Source organism: Fructilactobacillus sp. X7R4C1 (genome assembly GCF_059901115.1).
The window spans coordinates 118,843-138,538 of record NZ_JBWXVD010000001.1; the positions used below are offsets into that span (position 1 = coordinate 118,843).

At 39.1% G+C, this 19,696-nt stretch carries 20 protein-coding genes; 10 read left to right on the forward strand and 10 right to left on the reverse strand.

Annotated elements, in window-relative coordinates; all coding sequences use genetic code 11:
- Nucleotides 1–129: 129 nt before the first annotated feature.
- Nucleotides 130–1,476 carry an APC family permease gene (locus AC6UC9_RS00635; protein ID WP_500700817.1) on the forward strand — a complete coding sequence of 449 codons (1,347 nt, stop codon included), beginning with the start codon at nt 130–132 and terminating at the stop codon, nt 1,474–1,476.
- 19 nt (nt 1,477–1,495) lie between these two features.
- On the opposite strand, the gene AC6UC9_RS00640 is transcribed toward AC6UC9_RS00635, so the two are convergent.
- The 7 genes from AC6UC9_RS00640 to AC6UC9_RS00670 form a co-directional block, all read right to left on the reverse strand.
- A complete protein-coding gene (locus AC6UC9_RS00640) occupies nt 1,496–2,314 on the reverse strand; it encodes a DUF6681 family protein (RefSeq protein ID WP_500700818.1) in 819 nt (272 codons plus the stop codon).
- A complete protein-coding gene (locus tag AC6UC9_RS00645) occupies nt 2,314–2,862 on the reverse strand; it encodes a hypothetical protein (protein WP_500696509.1) in 549 nt (182 codons plus the stop codon). The genes AC6UC9_RS00640 and AC6UC9_RS00645 overlap by 1 nt, the downstream gene beginning before the upstream one ends.
- 91 nt (nt 2,863–2,953) lie before the next feature.
- The gene (locus AC6UC9_RS00650; RefSeq protein WP_500699238.1) at nt 2,954–3,523 is read right to left on the reverse strand and encodes a guanylate kinase; all 570 of its coding nucleotides are present in this window, start codon (nt 3,521–3,523) and stop codon (nt 2,954–2,956) included.
- On the reverse strand, nt 3,513–3,935 hold the full coding sequence (locus tag AC6UC9_RS00655) for a bis(5'-nucleosyl)-tetraphosphatase (protein ID WP_500693499.1): 423 nt from the start codon (nt 3,933–3,935) through the stop codon (nt 3,513–3,515). Before AC6UC9_RS00655 ends, AC6UC9_RS00650 begins: the two co-directional genes overlap by 11 nt.
- A 49-nt stretch (nt 3,936–3,984) precedes the next feature.
- Nucleotides 3,985–5,124 carry a cation:proton antiporter gene (locus tag AC6UC9_RS00660; protein WP_500700819.1) on the reverse strand — a complete coding sequence of 380 codons (1,140 nt, stop codon included), beginning with the start codon at nt 5,122–5,124 and terminating at the stop codon, nt 3,985–3,987.
- A gap of 59 nt (nt 5,125–5,183) precedes the next feature.
- Complete coding sequence (locus AC6UC9_RS00665; protein ID WP_500699234.1) at nt 5,184–6,851, reverse strand: glycosyltransferase family 39 protein; 1,668 nt, start codon at nt 6,849–6,851, stop codon at nt 5,184–5,186.
- 114 nt (nt 6,852–6,965) lie between these two features.
- Nucleotides 6,966–8,573, reverse strand: a complete 1,608-nt coding sequence (locus AC6UC9_RS00670; RefSeq protein WP_500700820.1) for an ArnT family glycosyltransferase — start codon at nt 8,571–8,573, stop codon at nt 6,966–6,968.
- A gap of 161 nt (nt 8,574–8,734) precedes the next feature.
- On the opposite strand from AC6UC9_RS00670, the gene AC6UC9_RS00675 reads away from it, so the two are divergent.
- Nucleotides 8,735–9,649: a proline-specific peptidase family protein gene (locus AC6UC9_RS00675; RefSeq protein WP_500700821.1), complete on the forward strand. Its 915-nt coding sequence runs from the start codon at nt 8,735–8,737 to the stop codon at nt 9,647–9,649.
- 35 nt (nt 9,650–9,684) lie between these two features.
- Here AC6UC9_RS00675 and AC6UC9_RS00680 read toward each other — a convergent pair whose 3' ends face one another.
- Nucleotides 9,685–11,232: an ABC-F family ATP-binding cassette domain-containing protein gene (locus tag AC6UC9_RS00680; protein ID WP_500700822.1), complete on the reverse strand. Its 1,548-nt coding sequence runs from the start codon at nt 11,230–11,232 to the stop codon at nt 9,685–9,687.
- 118 nt (nt 11,233–11,350) lie between these two features.
- Between AC6UC9_RS00680 and AC6UC9_RS00685 the strand changes: the two genes are divergently transcribed.
- The 8 genes from AC6UC9_RS00685 to AC6UC9_RS00720 all read left to right on the forward strand — a co-directional run bounded on the left by AC6UC9_RS00685 (nt 11,351) and on the right by AC6UC9_RS00720 (nt 18,206).
- Nucleotides 11,351–11,731, forward strand: a complete 381-nt coding sequence (locus AC6UC9_RS00685) for a VOC family protein (protein ID WP_500693493.1) — start codon at nt 11,351–11,353, stop codon at nt 11,729–11,731.
- 112 nt (nt 11,732–11,843) lie between these two features.
- Complete coding sequence (locus tag AC6UC9_RS00690; RefSeq protein ID WP_500699230.1) at nt 11,844–13,490, forward strand: APC family permease; 1,647 nt, start codon at nt 11,844–11,846, stop codon at nt 13,488–13,490.
- Between the two features lie 80 nt (nt 13,491–13,570).
- Nucleotides 13,571–14,101, forward strand: coding sequence for a hypothetical protein (locus tag AC6UC9_RS00695; RefSeq protein ID WP_500700823.1), 531 nt, complete (start codon nt 13,571–13,573; stop codon nt 14,099–14,101).
- Between the two features lie 74 nt (nt 14,102–14,175).
- Nucleotides 14,176–14,685 carry a YbhB/YbcL family Raf kinase inhibitor-like protein gene (locus tag AC6UC9_RS00700; protein WP_500700824.1) on the forward strand — a complete coding sequence of 170 codons (510 nt, stop codon included), beginning with the start codon at nt 14,176–14,178 and terminating at the stop codon, nt 14,683–14,685.
- A gap of 16 nt (nt 14,686–14,701) precedes the next feature.
- Complete coding sequence (locus AC6UC9_RS00705; RefSeq protein WP_500693489.1) at nt 14,702–15,169, forward strand: universal stress protein; 468 nt, start codon at nt 14,702–14,704, stop codon at nt 15,167–15,169.
- A 162-nt stretch (nt 15,170–15,331) separates the two neighbouring features.
- The gene (locus AC6UC9_RS00710; RefSeq protein WP_500693488.1) at nt 15,332–16,135 is read left to right on the forward strand and encodes an alpha/beta fold hydrolase; all 804 of its coding nucleotides are present in this window, start codon (nt 15,332–15,334) and stop codon (nt 16,133–16,135) included.
- A 16-nt stretch (nt 16,136–16,151) separates the two neighbouring features.
- Complete coding sequence (locus AC6UC9_RS00715) at nt 16,152–17,336, forward strand: O-antigen ligase family protein (protein ID WP_500700825.1); 1,185 nt, start codon at nt 16,152–16,154, stop codon at nt 17,334–17,336.
- A 102-nt stretch (nt 17,337–17,438) separates the two neighbouring features.
- A complete protein-coding gene (locus tag AC6UC9_RS00720) occupies nt 17,439–18,206 on the forward strand; it encodes a flavodoxin family protein (protein WP_500700826.1) in 768 nt (255 codons plus the stop codon).
- Nucleotides 18,207–18,257: 51 nt separating this feature from the next.
- On the opposite strand, the gene thiM is transcribed toward AC6UC9_RS00720, so the two are convergent.
- Nucleotides 18,258–19,049: a hydroxyethylthiazole kinase gene (gene thiM / locus AC6UC9_RS00725; protein WP_500700827.1), complete on the reverse strand. Its 792-nt coding sequence runs from the start codon at nt 19,047–19,049 to the stop codon at nt 18,258–18,260.
- Between the two features lie 4 nt (nt 19,050–19,053).
- Nucleotides 19,054–19,692, reverse strand: coding sequence for a thiamine phosphate synthase (gene thiE / locus AC6UC9_RS00730; protein WP_500700828.1), 639 nt, complete (start codon nt 19,690–19,692; stop codon nt 19,054–19,056).
- Nucleotides 19,693–19,696 lie beyond the last annotated feature (4 nt).

Sequence of the window (19,696 nt, forward strand, 5' to 3'; positions counted from 1 at the left end):
AAACACATTAATACGCAACAAAAAGCGCTCTGAAAATTTCAGAGAATTTTGGGTGGAACCGCGCAAATTTGCGTCCCTGACATTTAGTTGTCAGGGACTTTTTTTTATTCTCAAAGGGAGGAATTTTATATGAAGAAACCAAAAGAAGAGTCCAATGTAAAGTTAAACCGTTCTTTAGGAATTTGGTCCGCACTCTCACTTGTAGTTGGAACCATCATCGGAGTTGGAATCTTTGTTAGACAAGCTGCCGTTCTAAACGATGCAGGATCAGCAAATGGTGCCATGCTGGCTTGGCTAGCCGGGGGACTTCTGACTTTAGCCGCGGGACTTTCAATTGCCGAGATTGCCTCGCAAATTCCAGAAACCGGTGGACTATATGCATACATGGAAGTCATTTATAACAAGTTTTGGGGCTTTTTATCTGGATGGATGCAGATTATTGTTTATGGTCCCGCAATGATCGCTTCACTTGGAGCTTATCTTGCCATCCTATTAGGTGACTTTTTCCATATTTCACCAGAATGGAACATTCCGATAGCTATCATTGCAGTTGTTGCGGTTGGTCTATTAAATACCTTTCCCAATCGATTTGGGGCTGCTTTTTCAATTATTACCACAATTTGTAAGCTCGTCCCAGTCGCAGCGCTTATTATCTTCGGACTTTTCTTTGGTCACGCCGATGCTTTTACTCAAAGTATTAGTGACGTCCACTCCTCAGTTGGTGGTTTTGGAGTTGCCATGTTAGCCACTCTATTTGCCTTTGACGGGTGGATCCTAGTTGCTAACCTTGGTGGAGAAATCAAAAACCCTAAAAAGATGCTACCACGCGCTATTACTTTCGGAATTTTAATCGTCATTGCCATTTATATGCTAGTTTCATACGGTGTTTTAAAAAGCATAGGGCCTCAGAAAATTCATGATCTTGGAACAAATGCCATTCCATACATGGCTAACAAAGATTTTGGAATGATTGGTGGGAAGATTTTAAGTATCGGTATCATCATCTCAATCATCGGTTGCATGAACGGAAAAATCATGACCTTTCCTCGTATCATGTATGCCATGGCGAAAGAAAATCAACTTCCGTTCTCTAAGCAGTTAGCTTACCTCAATCCAAAGACCAGAACGCCAGTGGTATCAATTGCTGCTGTTCTGATCATTGTAATTATCATGATCTGTTTCTTTGATGCCGACCGGCTCTCAGAACTATGTATCTTTACCGTCTATTGTTTTTACGTGATGGCGTTCTTCGGCGTTTTCATCCTTAGAAAACGTCACCCCGACCGAAAGCGAGTTTTCTCAGTTCCACTATATCCATTTACACCAATCGTAGCTATTCTGGCCTCCCTTTTCGTAATCTGTTCCGAAATTGGATCAGACTTCATTGGGGTTGTTTGCTCACTAGGAATCGTTGCACTGGGGATTCCAATTTATTACTTTGAAGTTACTCTCAAAAAAAATAAGGCTAAAAAATAAGAGATCTCGTTGAGATCTCTTATTTTTTCTGATATGCAATTTTAATCTGAACCGTATAGTCGTCAGCTCCATCAATTAAGCCGGCTCGACCAGAAGTCTTGTATTTTCCCCCAACCAAAAAGGCTTCAGCTAGATACAACTTAACTTTATTCTTATCGATCTTTTGAATATCTTCAAAACCAGCTTTAACAATGTGACCAACAGGTTCACAATTAACCTGATTCATTCCGGCATATACTTCATACTGACCATTTTCTTCTCTTAAATCAAAGTAAGGGATTAACGCCCCATCACCCAAAGCGTAGACGCGATGCTTAGGATTAGCTTTAATTTGGGAAAGAAGCGCCCGATCGCCCAGTCCATTGTAATCATCACTCGCTACTTTTTTGGTGATCATGGTATCAGCTAACTGATGAACGTTATGGCGCTCACTAATTGTCGATTCCAATTTAGCTGGCATCGTTTTTCTTTCATCAAATAAACCGTTGGCCGGAATATTACGATAACGACGACTTCCACTACGAGCCTCGGTTTGCTGATCAGTTTCTTTGGGCTGAATGTGCAACACCCTATTAATGACCGGGGTAACATCAAACTTCGCCCGTTTTTTAGTAAAGTAATACATGATGTTTAGGTACAAGAAGTACGCTAAAATCAAGACAACTAAGAAGACCAGAACCCCCCTAATCATAAAGCCATTTACAACAAAACGGTAGGCAACGTACAAAAGGTAAAAGTCGCCTAGAATCCCTAAAATTACGTAAATTCGGCTTTTAGTGTTTGTTTCAATCGTTATATATCCAAGATAATGATTAATAATATCTAGAAAACTAAACATTAATGTTCACCCCCAGGATTAGTCGTATTGGCTTGGGTATTATTCTGAGTATTGTTAGAAGTAGTCCCCGTACCATTATTAGAATTGCCGTTATTTCCAGTATTCTGACTTGATTTTTCGGCATTTCCACCGTTATTATCAGTTGTCTTTTGATTGTTATTACCAGTCTCCGAATTATTTCCATTCGTGCTGGTCGAATTATTTTGCTCCTGTCCACCAGAAGTTGTTTTCCCTTGTTCATTATTTGGTGACTTACTATTACCATCGTTATTGTTATTATTCATATTATCTTGTTTAGCCCCAGAACTATTGGATTCATTTTTACTATTATCGTCATTAGAATTCGAGTTCTGGTTCTTAGTACCCTTATTATTATCATCATTCTTCTTAAAGTCAAAAATAGAACGTTTCTGGCTTTGATGGGTAGTGACTTTAGCACCCTCGTGGGTATTGGTTGCTTTATTGACAACAATATTAGTGGCTCCTAACGCTAAACAAATTGAAATAATGGCAAATGGAGTAAGAAATGGTGGCACTCGATTTGGCATTTAATCATCCTCTCAACGTATATTCTCTTTTGTGAAGCTTAATTATTGCACTTAAAAGTAAAGAATTTATTCCAGTCGATAAAAGAATTCTTTAAAGTTGGCTTTTTAGATTTAGTACAATTTGATCAATCTGATTCTTAGTTTGACTCCATTTCTCATTATCAATCACAATGGATCGATTTTTTAAAGCAGCTGGAAGCTTTAAATCACGCGCGTCTTCTTTACTTTCCATTCGAACTTGAATCTGAGCCAGAGTATCCCCGCGATCAATCATGCGCTTTTTAAGCTCAGCTGGATCTTTAACTTTCAAAAAAATGACAACCGCTTCTACTCCTAATCGATCCTTGTACGTAATTGCACCCTTCGTGTCTAACACAATTGAAACAATGGGAGACTTTAAAAAAGCGCGATCTAACCCTTCGTATGATGATCCATAACAGTGCCCCGAATATCTTACTGATTCTAAAAGATGAAGTTTTTTAAAACTTGTCGGTGATTCAAAATAATAATCCACTCCATCTTGCTCTTGATCCCGTGGTGCTCTGGTCGTATGGGTAATCACCTTAGGAATTCCATACTTTTTCATTAAATAATCCGAGATGGTGGTCTTACCGGTGCCAGCGGCTCCAGTAATCACAATTACAAATCGTTTATTTGACATAGTGGTCCTCAATGTATTCATTGGCCTTTTTAAGTGGTGGAAGTAAGTTATCGTATGTGACTAACTTCAAAGCTTCTTCGTAAGTGCACCAACGATCCTCACTAATTTCTTCCTTCTGTCTGGTAACCGAAGTGCCAACCGGAACCTCCGTCACAAAGAAAGTTACTACTTTGTGGTGGCCATTCTTCATGTCATACTCGACCTTTACATCAAAACCATCATCAATCTCACCATGAATTCCCGTTTCTTCTCTTAATTCACGTTTAGCGGCCTGTTGTAATGTCTCGTTTCCCTCGACGTGCCCCTTGGGATATCCCCAAAAATCACTAGTTGCACTTTTTAAAAGTAAATATAGTGGTTGATTTTCCTTAAGTTGAAAAACAATCGTTCCACCGTCAATTTCATTAATCATAAAAATGCCCCATTTATTTGTTTCTTTCATTGTACCAAAAAATCAAAAACTACACTGATTTAATACTGAACTTAAGCATAATTGGTGAAAGAATCGTCGAAAGTACAATTACCATAATAATTTCGGAGTACAGTTCAGAAGCAAGCAGATGACTAGCTAGTCCAATCTGAGCGACAATGAGAGCCATTTCACCTCTTGATACCATTCCGGCACCCACTACGTTGGCATCTTTTAGGGTCAATCCAGTTAATTTCGCTCCAATTCCACACCCAATCCATTTGGTAAGAACCGCTAAGATCGTCATTACTACAACAATCAACCACGTGCTAGAGAGCCCCTTAAAACTCATCTCCATCCCAATTGCGGCAAAAAAGATTGGAATAAAGAAGGAATAACCAATTCGATTAGCACTTTGAATCACCTGATCATGAAGCGGCGTGCGTCCAATTGCAATTCCAGCGAAGAAAGCCCCTAACACCGTGCTCAGATTGGCCGCTTCTGCCAGATATGCCATGATCAAACAAATGCTAATTCCCACAATCGATACGGCTGAATTGGCAGGAAGAAGGTCAGCTAACCGCATAAGCCAAGGTGCAATCCATTTGATGACAACAAAAATCAATCCAAAAAACAAGACCTGAAACGTAAACAGAACAAACAGGTTTTTAGATCCTGATCCCGTCCCAAACACACTTGAAAAAACACTCAACAAAATAATTGAAATCACATCGTCAACCACCGCGGCCCCTAAAATGGTTGCTCCCGCGACCGATTTCAACTTGCCAAACTCCTGAAGCACTTCGACACTAATGGATACTGAAGTAGCCGAAAAGATCACTCCCCAAAAGAGCGCTCTTTCAATTCCTTGGCCTAGTAGTTGACCATAAAGGGTGAAAGCGACCACCGGTAAAATGACCCCACAGATAGCAACGCTAACGGCCGGCTTTAAGTACTTCTTGACCAACTCGAAATCACATTCTAATCCCGCAATAAACATCAAAAAGATGACCCCAATTTCGGATCCAACCGAAACCAGGTGATTTAAACTGACTAGGTGCAAAACCGCGGGTCCAATTAATAAGCCGGCCATAATCTCTCCTACCACCGCTGGCATCCCAATCCTTTGACTTAAAACTCCTAAAATCAACGTTGAAAGTAAAATCAATCCAATTGTTGCTAAATATTCCATATAACCTCCGTTATCCCTCAAAAAAAGCAGAGTTTGCCAATTTGACAAACTCCACTAATTTAATAAAACTTATGTTCTTTTATCATTTTCTTTGCATTGGGGTTAGGCTTGGACCTAGCTTCAAACAAGTAATAGGTAGCTCGTCTTTCCTCAAACATTTGGGCATGACTACTACGCAATTTATAATTCTTAATTAGCGCATCACGTCCACCCTTTCTAGAACCACTGCTCATGTACTTGTACAACTCAGCATTACTCTTGTTGCTTGTATTATCAACCCTAATTACCAACCATTGAACTTGTTTCTTTCGAACCACCTTGTTAGCTGATCTCATCATTTTAGGATAAGCGCGGCTAGGAATATTATTACGTTCGAAGAAGTAATGAGTTGGATATGCACCAGAACTGGTGTAAAAACCATTTTCTAAACGACTGTAAGTTAAAAGGGTCGGCGTTCCCTTACTTTCGTCTCTAATAATCTTTCCAAACGAAACTTGAGCAGGCTGTTGGTACTCACCTTTCTTAGGATTAAGAGTAACGTATAAGTTTTGGGGATGCAACTTCGAGTAAATAAAGTTATTGTTTGATCCAAGGACAAAGGTTAAGGCCATACATAGCGTTACGAAAACAAACGTCCAAGGGAGAGCGAGCTTTCTGTTAGATTCAAAGTGTCTGATAAAAAACACCAGTACAAAGATAGTTGTCACCATGATAAATGGGAAATAAGCTAATTGATAGTACTGATAGATTTTACCAAAGGTGTGACCGTAAACGGCTACAATCGCATTTACAATCATCATGAACAAGAAAAGCGACTTTGAAATTCCATCTTTAAAGATTTCATGGTCAAATAAAACATAGATTAAGCCCAAGAGACCAAAGACCACTGTGATCGGATACTGCGTCAGAAACTTCATAAAGAATCCAGTTGCCATCAGAATCTTAGTTGGTACAATTCCCGATGAACCGTAAACGGTCATGTTAATGGTAAAGTAAACGTGGATAAAGGACTTAAAACTCCCTGTTACTAAGAAATAAATCAACCATGGAATAAGTGCGATTAAGAAGCTGAGTCCACTAAAGAAAATCAATCGCCACATTTCTTTAAAGCGACGATGGTAAACGTAGAAGACAAACATAAAGACATAAAATCCAATCCATGGACCAAGTAAAGTGTACTTCGAAAAGAAGACCACTCCGACCATGAATCCCTGAATCATCCATTCCCACCATTTGATATCAAAATCATTTTGACAAGCCTTTAAAGCAACATAAATCAAATATAAAACGGCCGGGAACACGAAGAATTCAACCGAACCACCATAGTCATAAAATGGCTGAAGCACGGAAAAAACTGGCATGAACAATGAAATTACAAATGACCAATTTTGTGACAAGTATAATCTAGCAATCTTGTAAGACATGGTCATAATAATAATCATCGCAATAATCTCAAACGGTACCATCCCAACAAGCGATCGTTTTGTGATCAGTGAGGCTAGTCCGTAAAGCAAATAAACAAATGGCCCTTTTTGCTCAAAAACATCCTTATATGGAATGATTCCGTGAAACATTGCTTTACCGACAGTGAAAAAATTATTACTGTCGGGTGAGGTATCAAAATAATAGAACGGTGAAGCAAATGACAAAAGTAGAATTATGATAATACTCATTACTACAAACGTTAAACCAAATAAATAAGGTTTAGTTTTTAGTTTTTTTAACATACATTGTTCTTCCAATCATTAAGAATTTAAGCTCACACTCAATAATAAAAGCAATTATACCACATTCCTCCACTCAAACGCGGAGACGCCAGACTTCATAACCTTATTTTAAGATTATGCTTTTCTTTTTAGTAACCAATATACTGACTTCCGATTATTGGGAGCCTTTTGTTCATGAGTGGATACGACCCGATAATTCTCTAACAGGGTTTTGGATGCTGGTCTAGTAGAATCGTGTCTGCCAAAGTATGTTTTGATTGAATCAGCTTGATTGGTCTTTACGACAATCCATTCAACCGCCTTCTTTTTAACAACTTTATTTTGTGACTCGACCATTTTAGGGTTCTTATCATACGAGATATTGTTGATCTGGAAATAATACTGCGTGGGAAGTGCTCCTGAGACCGTGTACATGCCAAGATCAAGATATCCGTAGTTGAGAAGGGTTGGAGTTCCCTTACTCTCTTTTCTAATAATTTTGCCAAACTTCTTTTGCGCGGTCTGCGGATCACTAGGATCCAGCGTTTCCTGATTGTTATTCGGAAATAATTTTGATTTTTGAAAATTACCGTTAACCCCCATGGTAAAGAACAGGACTAAAAGCGTCATCAAAATAAACATCGAAACAAGTCGCTTACTAGGCAATGTAATTTGCTTATAATTTAGTCCTTTAGCAATTAAAACGACCAACGTTACAAGAACGTACGGCATAAACGCTAATTGGTAATAGACGTATAGGGTATCTGGGGTATAGCTGTAAACAGCAAAAAAAGCACTCACAAACATCATACACAAAAAAATATTCTTTTCCGCCCCATGGTTAAAGACGACAAAAAGAATTAACGGAATTGCACCCAAAACAAAGAGTTGCGGTTTATCAATTAAAAATTCACTAAAAATGGCTAGTGAGCCAGCAATCTTCGTGAAAATTCCACCATTAGCTGAGGTGCTATAAACCGTCATGTTGGAAACAAAATAAACATCGTAAAAGGCTTTAAACGAGTTAGTAACGAGAAAATAAATTCCCCAGGGTACTATCGCGGCCAAAAAACCAACGCCACTTGAAAGAATCATCTTAAAAAGACTACTAAATTTTCTATGGTACAAATAAACCAGCGCAAAAATAATGTAAAAAGCAATCCAAGTGCCCAACAGCGTGTATTTAGATAAAAAAACCACCCCAACTAGGAATCCCTGAACTAACCAGTTCACGTTACTAATCGCAAAATGATTGTGGCATGCTTTAAAAGTTAAATAAATGGCCGATAAAATCATCGGAAAGACGAATTCTTCCGCCAGGCCACCATAGGTAAAATACTCTTGAAACATTAAGAAAAAGGGCGTTATAAGTGCCAAAATTGAAGCAGTTGGTTTACTAACGTATAAATGAGCGGTTTTAAAAACCAAAAATAACGAGGTTGCTAACGCAATTATTTCTGCTATGGTAATTCCAATAATCGAATAGTGACTGATTAAATAAGCGAGCCCATAAAGCAGATAAACGTATGGCCCCTTTTGCTCAAAAACATCCTTGTACGGAACTAGTCCGTGCATCATACCCTTGCCTACCGTAAAGAAACAGTTAACGTCGGGCGAATAATCAAAATAATAAAGTGGGGATGCGTAACTAAACATCCCAATAAAGATTAAGGCTACGACCACAAAAGCCAAAAAATAACAAACGTTTACATTTTTAATGAAACGTTTTATACGGAACTCCATTTCCGATCCTACTCCTTTTTAAACCGTTCCCATTATATCCTAGAATAATTGTTATGTACACGTTTGAACGTGTATCACACGGGTACGTTGATTCTTCCACACTTTTTTTACCATTTTAAAGTGTTATCATAATAATTAAACTAATTAGGTAGGTGAATGTTATGAAACAAGGAACTAAAATCATTACATTAGATAATGGTTACCACCTATGGACTAACACTCAAGGGACCGGAGACATTCATCTTCTCGCCCTTCATGGTGGCCCGGGTGGAACACATGAATACTGGGAAAACACTGCGAAACAACTGAAAAAACAAGGACTAAACGTCCAAGTTCACATGTACGATCAATTAGGTTCGTGGTACTCTGACACTCCCGATTTTGATGATCCGAAGGTAGCTAACAAGGTTTTAACATACGACTACTTCCTTGACGAGGTTGAAGAGGTTAGACAAAAACTCGGAATCGATAAATTTTATTTGATTGGTCAATCTTGGGGTGGTGCTTTAGTTCAGATGTACGCCGCTAAATATGGTGATCACCTGAAAGGTGCCATTATTTCTTCAATGGTTGATCGGATCGGGGACTATACTGACCATTTAGCTCAAATTAGAGAAAAAGCGCTCACCCCCGAACAATTAGCGTACATGAAAAAATGCGAAGCAAATAACGATTACGATAACGATAAGTATCAGGAACTGGTCGAACTCTTAAACCGTGAATATGTGGATCGAAAGCAACCACCTGCAATTGCCCACGTCGTTGATACCATGAGCAAACCGATCTATAACGCCTTTCAGGGTGATAACGAATTTGTCATCACTGGAAAGTTAAAAGACTGGAACTTTACTGATCATTTAAAGGACATCAAAGTTCCAACACTGGTCACTTTTGGTGAACACGAAACCATGCCAATGGAAACCGGAAAACGAATGGCTAAAATGATTCCAAACGCTCAATTCGTTTCAACCCCAAACGGTGGTCATCACCACATGATTGATAATGCCCCCGTCTACTACGACCATTTGGCCAACTTCATTAGACAAGTTGAAAATGGAACTTTCAACCAAAAATAAGCAAACGAAAAGACACTTCAAAATGAAGTGCCTTTTTATTTTTGGTTTAAACTTAATTTTTCAACGTCAATGGTCTTGTCAACCAATCCATCATAAAAACTGGCTTCATGACTAACAATGATGGCATTCCCAGGAAATTTAATAATTGCCCGTTTTAAAGCATTTTTAGTCTCATCGTCCAGGTGATTAGTCGGTTCATCCATGATTAAGAAATTGCTTTTTACAAATTCCATCAAAGCCAATTTGACCTTAGTTTGTTCTCCACCAGAAAGCTCACCAATTGGTTTCATGGCGTTAGCAGCGTCGAGTCCACAGCGACCCAGCTGGGAACGAATCTCCTTCTGTGTCAACTTGGGATACTTATCCTGAATGATTTGGAGGGGTGTTATCTTAATATTCGGCCAGATCAAGTCTTGACTGAAATAGTTAACCTTCGCGGATGGAGAAAAGTTAGCCTTTCCCCCCTTTGCCGGAATTTGTCCGAGGATTGATTTAATTAAGGTTGACTTTCCAACCCCATTAAAGCCCTGAAGCCCAACTTTCTGATCAGTATTAACGGAAAAGGTAACTGGCTTAAGTAACGGTTGATCGTAACCAACTGACAGTTGGTCAACCACTAGTGCGTTCTGAGATCCAGTATCAGCATACGGAAAGTCAAAAGAGGCTTGAATGTTACTTGAAGGTGGCTCAATCACATCCATTCGTTTTAACATCTTTTCCCGTGATTTAGCCATATTGGAATGACTTCCGGCCTTGTTTTTCTGAATAAAAGTTTTGGCCTTGGAGATCTCTTCTTGTTGTTTCTCGTACTCCCGCTGCTGGGTCATTTCTTTTTCGTCTTTTTGTTTCATGGCGGACTTGAAGTCACCACGGTACTTAGTGACCTTCCCAAACGCAACGTTCACGATACAATTCGTTACTTTTTCTAGAAAGTCGTAGTCATGGGAAATGATCATCGCTGCCCCATCAAAACTATTTAAATAATCTTCCAACCAATTAATGTGAGCGGTATCCAAATAGTTAGTCGGTTCATCAAGTAAAATCACATCGGGATGCTCCAGAATTAATTTTGCCAAAATGATCTTGGAACGTTGTCCCCCACTCATTTCAGAAATGGTTTGGTCTCTCCCAATGTCGTCAAGACCCAATCCATTAATCACCTGTTCGACTTCAGTATCAATATCATAAAAATTACGAGATTCAAGTTGTTCTTGGATTCTTCCCGCTTGTTCAAGTAACTTTTCGTCCATATTGTCGGCATATTTTACGTACAAATCGCTCATATGCTGATTCATGTTGTAGAGGTCTGAAAAGGCAGTATGCAAAAAATTAATCAGTGTCATTCCCTTTGGAATATTAACGTACTGATCTAGGTAACCAACTTTGGTCCCCTTTTGCCATTTGATGTCACCAGATAAGGGTAATTGCTTATTGGTCAAAATCTTAATCAAAGTTGATTTTCCAACTCCATTTTGGCCCACAATTCCCATGTGCTCACCTTTATTTAGCTGAAATGTAGCATCCGAGTACAGGTCTTTGTCGGCAAAACTCATACTTAGATTAGATACACTTAATAACGCCATTATATAATTCCCTCCATTATTTCATAACTTATACCGTAACACCGAATCGCAATCAACGTCAATCAGGTGAATTTGAGTGGTATAATTGTATGTACATTTTTAAAAAAGAGGAGTGCCTATGAAAATCAAAGATATTGATCACATCACCCTATTGGTAAATGACATCGAGAAATCGATGCGCTTTTACCATGAGGTTTTAGATTTACCAGTTGTGATCGAAACTGATTCTAGAATTGAATTTCAGCTGGGTCACCAACGACTCGTTTGTGTCACAAACAAGGAAGATAACGTTAAACCAGAAAATCCAACTCCTGGTTCTACCAGTTTCAGCGTGGTTGCAAGGGATCCACTTGACTCAATCCAGTCACATTTAGCCAACTACTTTATTGAAGTAGTTGCAGGACCGATCGAAAGTCAGGGACATAACGGTAAAATGAATTCACTATTTATCAATGATCCAGATAAAAATTTGATTGAAATTAGAGAGTATCAACGATAGGAATGAAAGGGAATACAACCCGGCTAAAATCCCCATCAAATAGTGTTTTTCAATTTTACAACCATAATCATTTTTGTTATATTCGTCGAATACGCAAAAAGAAAGGATACTTATGAAAAAAGAAAATTCGAAGGACAATTCAAATCAAAATGTTACTAAACCGAAAATGAGCCTTTTCAGTGTCACGATGCTGGCACTAAGCTCAATCATTGGTTCAGGATGGTTATTCGGTGCCTGGGAGGGTGCTAAAACCGCTGGTCCAGCTGCCATTATTTCGTGGATCATCGGTGCCGTTGTGATTGGTGCAATTGCGTTTAACTACATCGAATTAGGGACCATGTTCCCAGAAAGCGGAGGAATGAGTAAGTATGCCCAGTATACCCACGGACCGCTTCTAGGATTCATCTCATCATGGTCCAATTGGGTCTCACTTGTAACGCTGCTTCCAATCGAAGCGGTCGCTGCCGTTCAATACATGAGTTCATGGCCTTGGTCATGGGCCAACTGGACTCACGGGTTTTACGCCAATGGCACGGTTACTACCGAAGGGTTATTCGTCGTTTTTCTCTTCATCTTAGTGTTCACCCTGTTAAACTACTGGTCAGTCAACTTACTGACTCGTTTCACTACTTTGACTTCAATTTTTAAAATTGTGGTTCCAGTTCTTACCATTATTATGCTACTTGCTTCTGGTTTTCATCCCGGAAACTTTAACAACGTTCAAACTGGTGGATTTTTACCATACGGAACGGCTCCAATCTTTGCGGCTACCACCGTATCTGGAATCATCTTCTCTTATAATGCTTTTCAAACGGTTATAAACGTTGGTGATGAGATTACCAATCCTAAGAAAAACATCTGGCGGGGAATCGTTATTTCACTTTTAATCAGTATCATCATTTACGTCATGTTACAGTTCACATTCGTTGGTGTTATTGACCCGTCAACTTTAGCCAAATACGGTTGGCATGGTCTGAATTTCAGTTCACCATTTGCTGATTTAGCCATTATGTTGAACTTGAACTGGCTAGTAATTCTACTCTATTTAGACGCCTTCGTTTCACCCTTTGGGACCGGGGTATCATTTGTTGCTTCAACTAGTCGGACACTAGCAGCAATGACCGAAAACGGTCATATGCCAAAGTTTTTAGGTAAGATCAACCAAAAATGGGGAACCCCTAGAATTGCAATGATCGTAAACTGGATCGTCAGTTGCATCTTGGTCTCGGTGTTCAGAAACTGGGCTGTTTTAGCCAGTGTTATTTCTACTTCAACCCTGATTGCCTACTTAACTGGTCCGGTTACCCTTGGATCATTACGTCTCCACGCTCCTCACTTCAAACGTCCAGTCAAAATTAGTTTTGCTGGAATCATGGCACCACTTGCCTTTGTTCTTGCTAGTTTGGCAATCTATTGGGCAATGTGGCCTACTACCATTGAAGTCATCCTTGTTATTATGCTGGGGCTGCCGTTTTACTTCTTCTACGAAAACAAAAATGGCTGGAAAAATACCCTGACCAAGTTCCGTGGAGGAGCTTGGATGGTCGCCTATTTAATCTTTATGTCAGCATTTTCGTATATCGGATCCGCACCATTCGGTGGTCAAAACTGGATTCATTACCCATATGATTTTATCGTAATTATTGTAGTTGCACTACTGTTCTTCTACTGGGGTGTCTTTAGTTATCAGCGCACTGGTAACATGCTTAACGCTAAAAGCGTCAATGAACAGGTCGATGATGATCAGGTCAACCATTAGTTAAGTTAATGCAAAATCATAAGGATTTTGTTATAATGCGTATGCATCTTGTTTTTCTTGAAATGGATGGAGGGATTCTTATGAATAGTCAAGATCCAGATTCGAGATACGAACGTTATGACTTTAATGCCGCAAATGGTCCAAAGCATCAAAAGAAAAACTTTAAGGCTTGGCCATGGGTTCTAGGACTAGTAGTAATCGTGATCCTGCTAGTCTTTGGAATTCACTTTCTGACAAGCGGCAATGGGAATCGGATGAATGGATCCCCCACAAGTCAACAGAGTAGCAGAGCTATTCAATCAGAAAAGAAAGCAAAACACTTTAATAAGGCGGAACAAGCCACGACCAACAAGGAAGCGTCAGTAAACAGGAACCAACAAGCACCAACAAATCAAAGTGGGTCACAATCATCAAACGGAAATAATTCCAATGGAAACAACTCAACGAGTGATTCTAGTTCGATGTTTGCTACACCAAAATCATTTGACTCGGTTCAAGACGCTAAAAACTATGCACACGCTACTCAAAGCAGTTGGTTAGCAGCTGGTTACTCTAACTTTACAATTGAGCGGAATGGTCAGGGCTTTTACACCTTGCAATTTGTTAAATAAGGAACTATTTATAGTTCCTTATTTTTTTATATTCAAATGAATTTGGTATAATGAAGTGTATAGGAGGCACTATTATGAAAATTAATACTCCACTTCAAAATGGATTTTTACCTGATAAGTATACTAAACACGCTGACCCAGATGAAATGTTAGATGGTAATCCAATCATTTCATTCCCGATCAAAATCTCTGATGTCCCAAAAAACGCAAAGTCACTAGTAGTTATCCTACTGGACGACGATTCAATCCCAGTTTGTGGTTTTACTTACATTCATTGGGTGGCTGCTAACATTGATCCAAATATATCTGAAATACCAGAAAATGCTAGCCAAGATCAATCAATTAATATGACTTTGGGGAAAAATAGTTTAGCTGGTGGACTAGTACACGTTACTGATTCAAAATTAAATCAACACTACATTGGTCCTACTCCTCCCGATAAACCACACGATTATCAGTTGCATGTTTACGCCTTGGATCAAAAACTAGATTTAACCAACGGCTTTTGGCTTAATGAACTAAAGAAAAAAATGGCAGGACACGTCCTTGCCAGTGCCGAACAAATTTTACCAGTGAAAAACTAAAACGGAGGCTTTCATAATGCTAAATGGATACAAACACATTCTAGTACCAGTTGATGGATCAAAAGAAGCAGAGGCTGCTTTATACAAGGCGGCAGCGGTAGCACAAAGAAATAAAGGCCGAATTGACGTCTTAAACGTGATTAACACCACTAATTATGGATACAGCCTAGGAGTTGTTGATGGCAGTGTTATCACCCAAATCGTTAATGAAGAACTTAACTATTTAAAGGATTTAGTTAAGAAAGTCAAGGACCAAACTGGCATTGACGATATTCATATCCATGCTCGGTTTGGAAGTCCTAGAGAAGTAATTACTTACGAATTTCCCAAGGACCATCAAACCGATCTAATTATGATGGGAGCGACTGGTAAGGGTCGCTTGTACCGCATGCTTGAGGGTTCAGTTGCCGGATACGTTAACTCACATGCCGCCTGTGATGTGATTATTGTTAGAACCAACATGGAGAATACCCCAATCAAATAGTTAAGACTTATTTAAACAAAATAGCTAAGCCCTTGCGCTTGGCTATTTTTTATTGCCTTTTAAAGATCAATTCATTTCAACCATCTAGCTGAATCACGTTAATTGTTATATGATGTTAGATGTTAGTGTACAAATTTAAAATAATTAAAAGGAATGTTTGCAATGCACATCAAAAAAAGAAAACACACCAAATCATTCATTGCCCTCTTTATCATCATCGTGATCGCCATCTTCGCCGGTGGCGGTTATTATTATTGGCATAACCATGGTAGTTTTCTCAGTAAATTAGACGTTAATCAAAGCGATACCGCTACTGTGTTCATTCCCGGACTAGGTGGAAATAACATCACGACTGGTTACATGGTTGACACCCTAAATCGTTACCACCTAGCAACCAAAACCTTACAACTGTATGTGAAAAAGGATGGTACCGTTAAAACCACTAAACAATTCCATAAGTTTGGTGCTGATAATCCGACCGTTCAAATTGTCTTTCAGGACAATCATCATCCTTATTTTCAATCAACTCAAATGCCAAACGTAATGCGCTATCTGTACAAGAAGTACAACGTTCGTTCAGTTAACATGATTGGGCATTCGTCTGGTGGAAACATTATTTACTATTACCTAGCTCATTATCCCAATCTTAAAAACGTTCCAAAGGTTAAAAAATTTATCTCGCTTGCAACGAACTATGCTCCAAACGATCCCGACGTAAAGAACCTCCCAAAAGACCTTCAGATTCTTAATCTAGTTGGGGATATGAACCATTCTGGAACGGATGGCGAAGTTACAATGAAAAGTGAAATTCCAATGAAGAATCTTGTGACTGGCTACGTCAAAAGTTACAAGCTCTACGTATATCACGGAAACAGTTCTCAAGCTCAGCACACAATGCTGCACGAGAACCCATCCATCGTTAAGATCATCGCAGAATACTTCTTCACCGATAAGATGACCCAATAATTGGAGAATTTAATTAATGGCTTTAACCAATAAAAATCATTTATATCAGCTCGTGTACGTGCTGAGTTACGTTATTTTTCTGGCATCATCAGTAATCCTTTTGAACAGTCAATTTAATAACGTATATTCCGCTAAAAGTTTCTTGCAATGGCAAATCGCAGGGGTAATCACGTTAGTTGTCATTGGAATCCAAATCGTACTATTACTTACCAGGAGACATAACCCTAAACAGTGGACAATTATCATAATCATGGCAATCATCTTTATCTTGTCATATCTTTTTCATTTAAATGTGATTACCAGTACCCTATTTTTATTGTTCTTATTCATGGCCAACGCTGACTTACTAAATCAAGATGCGTTCGCAACCATCGACCTTGCAACTAAGCTCGTTGTTCTATTCGTGATTTTAGCCTTTTTGATTTTACACGTGTTTCCACCACAAAATGCCATTTCCTTTACCAGAGGCTCATCCACTAGATATGCAATTGGATTCACTCATCCAAACGTCTTAAGTGGTTTCATCTTAAGCATTTGCTGTTCGGCCCTCTTGCTAATACAACACAGTCGAAAAAAACTGACGTACCTCGTATATGCCTTTATTTTCGTTAGTTACTTAATCATTGCCTACCTGACTGGTTCACGCGGATTTATGGTTGCTGGAGCTATCCTAGTACTTGGATTCGCTTTGAGCTTTGTTCCCAAAATCACTCACCTACTACCAAAAATCACTTGGATCCTGGTTTCATTGACTTTCGTAGTAGGAATCGGCATGGTCGCTTGGGGTTCATCACTGCCATTATTCAACGTGTTGAATCGTGCCCTTTCCGGTCGTCCCGGACAACAGTTAACCGTCATTCAATATTTCTATTCGCCAAAGCTAATTGGACAAAATATGCCCCTGTTGGGTGCCCGATCAAACTTGTGGGTCGATAACACGTTCTTGTTCATCTTATTAAGTACCGGTTTCATTGGTTTAATGTTGCTACTGGCATTGTTTCTTGCTAGTGCTTACAAGGCTAAACAGGACAATAACTATTTCCTTTGTGTGATTTTAATTGCCCTTGCTGTTCAAGGCATCATTGAAACGCAACTTACTAATGCTTACATGTTTGCACCATTTATTTACGCTTTTGCCCGAGTAATCCAGCCAGATCATCTTCATCAGCAGGCAATTGGGAGACACGTTAAAACCACATAATCAAAACCCATCATTAATGATGGGTTTTTTAATTGATATTAGTTTCACAAAAATATAACATGAAATAGAAAGAATTAATTAATTTCAAAGGAGGTCATAAATTTGCGTTATCTAGCATTTTTAGGATCACAAATTAAAGATGGCTTGACTGCTAAGTACCTTAACGCAGTTATTTCAGGTCTTCCAAAGGATGCGCAGGTTGAGACATTATTTCTGCAAGATTATGACATCAAACCAGATAATCTCAAAAACCCCAATCCAACGCTTGACATGATTGAAAAGAAAATGGAAGAAGCGGACGTCTGGATCATCGCATCCCCGACGTACTTTGCTGATTTATCAGGAGTTACCAAAAATCTATTCGATTGCATGCGTCACCGAATGGTTAAAATGAACAGTATTGGTGATACCTTGCCCGGTAAGTTTAAAAACAAACACTACCTAAGTCTGACTACTTGCTTTCTCTCCTCATTTCAAAACTTCTTTACTGGCATTACCGATCAAACCTTTCGGACCATTGATAAGATCATGACCGCAGCTGGTCTAATCAAACTTGGAGAGGTTATTGGAACACATACCTGGGGAAGTAAGGGAATTCCTGACCCTAAAAAAATTGAACTGTGTAAACGGTGGGGACAAAAGATTGCCAACAAGCCACGAAAGGATGATAGTACTTTGAAACGTTATATCGAATTATTTTGTATGATTGCAGTAATGTCACTAGTGACAATGTTAATTGAAGGATTAGTTTTTGGACTGAAATTTAACGGAGAATTTTGGCTCTTCTACGTAGCATTTGTGGTTATTTTCTATGTTCTTCTAGCAATCTTGCTTCACTTCTTTACGTTCTTAAGACATCGTCGTCGTTAAACTTAAAACTAAATAAAAGCGACCAATTGTTAACAATTGGTCGCTTTTATTTTAATCATTACTTTTTTCAATCTTAATTGAATCGGAAAGATGATGGTCGTCCAGTCGGTACAAGTTGTTGAAGAATTCAACTTCAAATGAAGCCGGATCATCGGGATATTTTCGCTCCGCTAGTTCACCAGCAATGCCAACCATAGCCGTCCCTAGTGCAATTTCATGAACACTTTGATGGTGAGCGGCAACCACACCGATGACACCATCTAAGACATCACCAGATCCAACGTTGATTGCTAATTCATGACTGCCGTTGTGGACCACATACGTTTCCTTTCCATTCGAAATTACATCGTCAACTCCTGAAATGACAACCGTGGAATGAAATTGTTTAGCAGCCATTTTAGCAACCTGAACGCGATCACCATTACCGTCAGCAGCATCAATTCCACGACTGCCCCAGTCAATCCCTGCAATAAAGGCAATCTCACCAACGTTGCCACGCAAGACATCAATATTAATTTCACTACTAATCTTCTTAAAAACTTCCGTTCTTAATTCCGAGGCACTCACAGCAACTGGATCAACCACCACCGGCAAACGACGATTATTAGCTGCTTGACCAGTAATTATATCTAATTTAATACTATCATCGTTCATCGTCCCCAAGTTTAAGACCAAACTGTTCGCAATTGCCACCAAGTCATGACCTTCATTTGAAGAGTCACACATAATTGGTGAGCCACCAACATAACTAATTGCATCCGCTACTTTCTGTGGGGTCACCATGTTAGGAATGTCCAAAACAACGGGATTTTCCCTTCTAATTTCTTCTAAAATCGACGTCATACTATCATTTCCTCTCTAGTTTGCTAATTGTCTTTTCAACGTTAGTGCTGTCCATAATTGCTGATATTACCGCAATTCCAGCGTTTGAAACCTGATAAATTGACTGACAGTTACCTGCATTAATTCCACCAATCGCAACTACCGGTAAATTTACCTGTCTTTGCAGCTGAACTAAACCGGAAACGCCAATCGGTGACTCGGCATCCGCTTTACTAGTGGTCGGAAAAATTGGTCCAATTCCTAAATAATCAATGCCAGTGAGAGGTTCACTACGTTTTAACTCTTCTTTGGTACTGATTGACAATCCAACTATCATTTCTGGATTATCATGAATCACCTTTTGCACGCTCTCATCGCTCTGACCAACGTGGATTCCATCCGCATTAATTTGATTAGCCAAATCAACGTCATCGTCCACAATCAGTGGAATATGATGTTCAGTGGTTAAATTACGAAGCTTCTTTCCCATCTCAATCTTTTTTAAACCCGTAAGTGAACCCGGACCCTTTTCACGATACTGAAAAGTAGTAACACCAGCATCTAAAGCCTGGTCAATGTGATCTAAAAATTCAGTCTCAGTACCAGCAAAATTTTGGGTACCTGCCACCAGGTATATTTGCAGCATTTTTTCGTTAAATTGCATATTT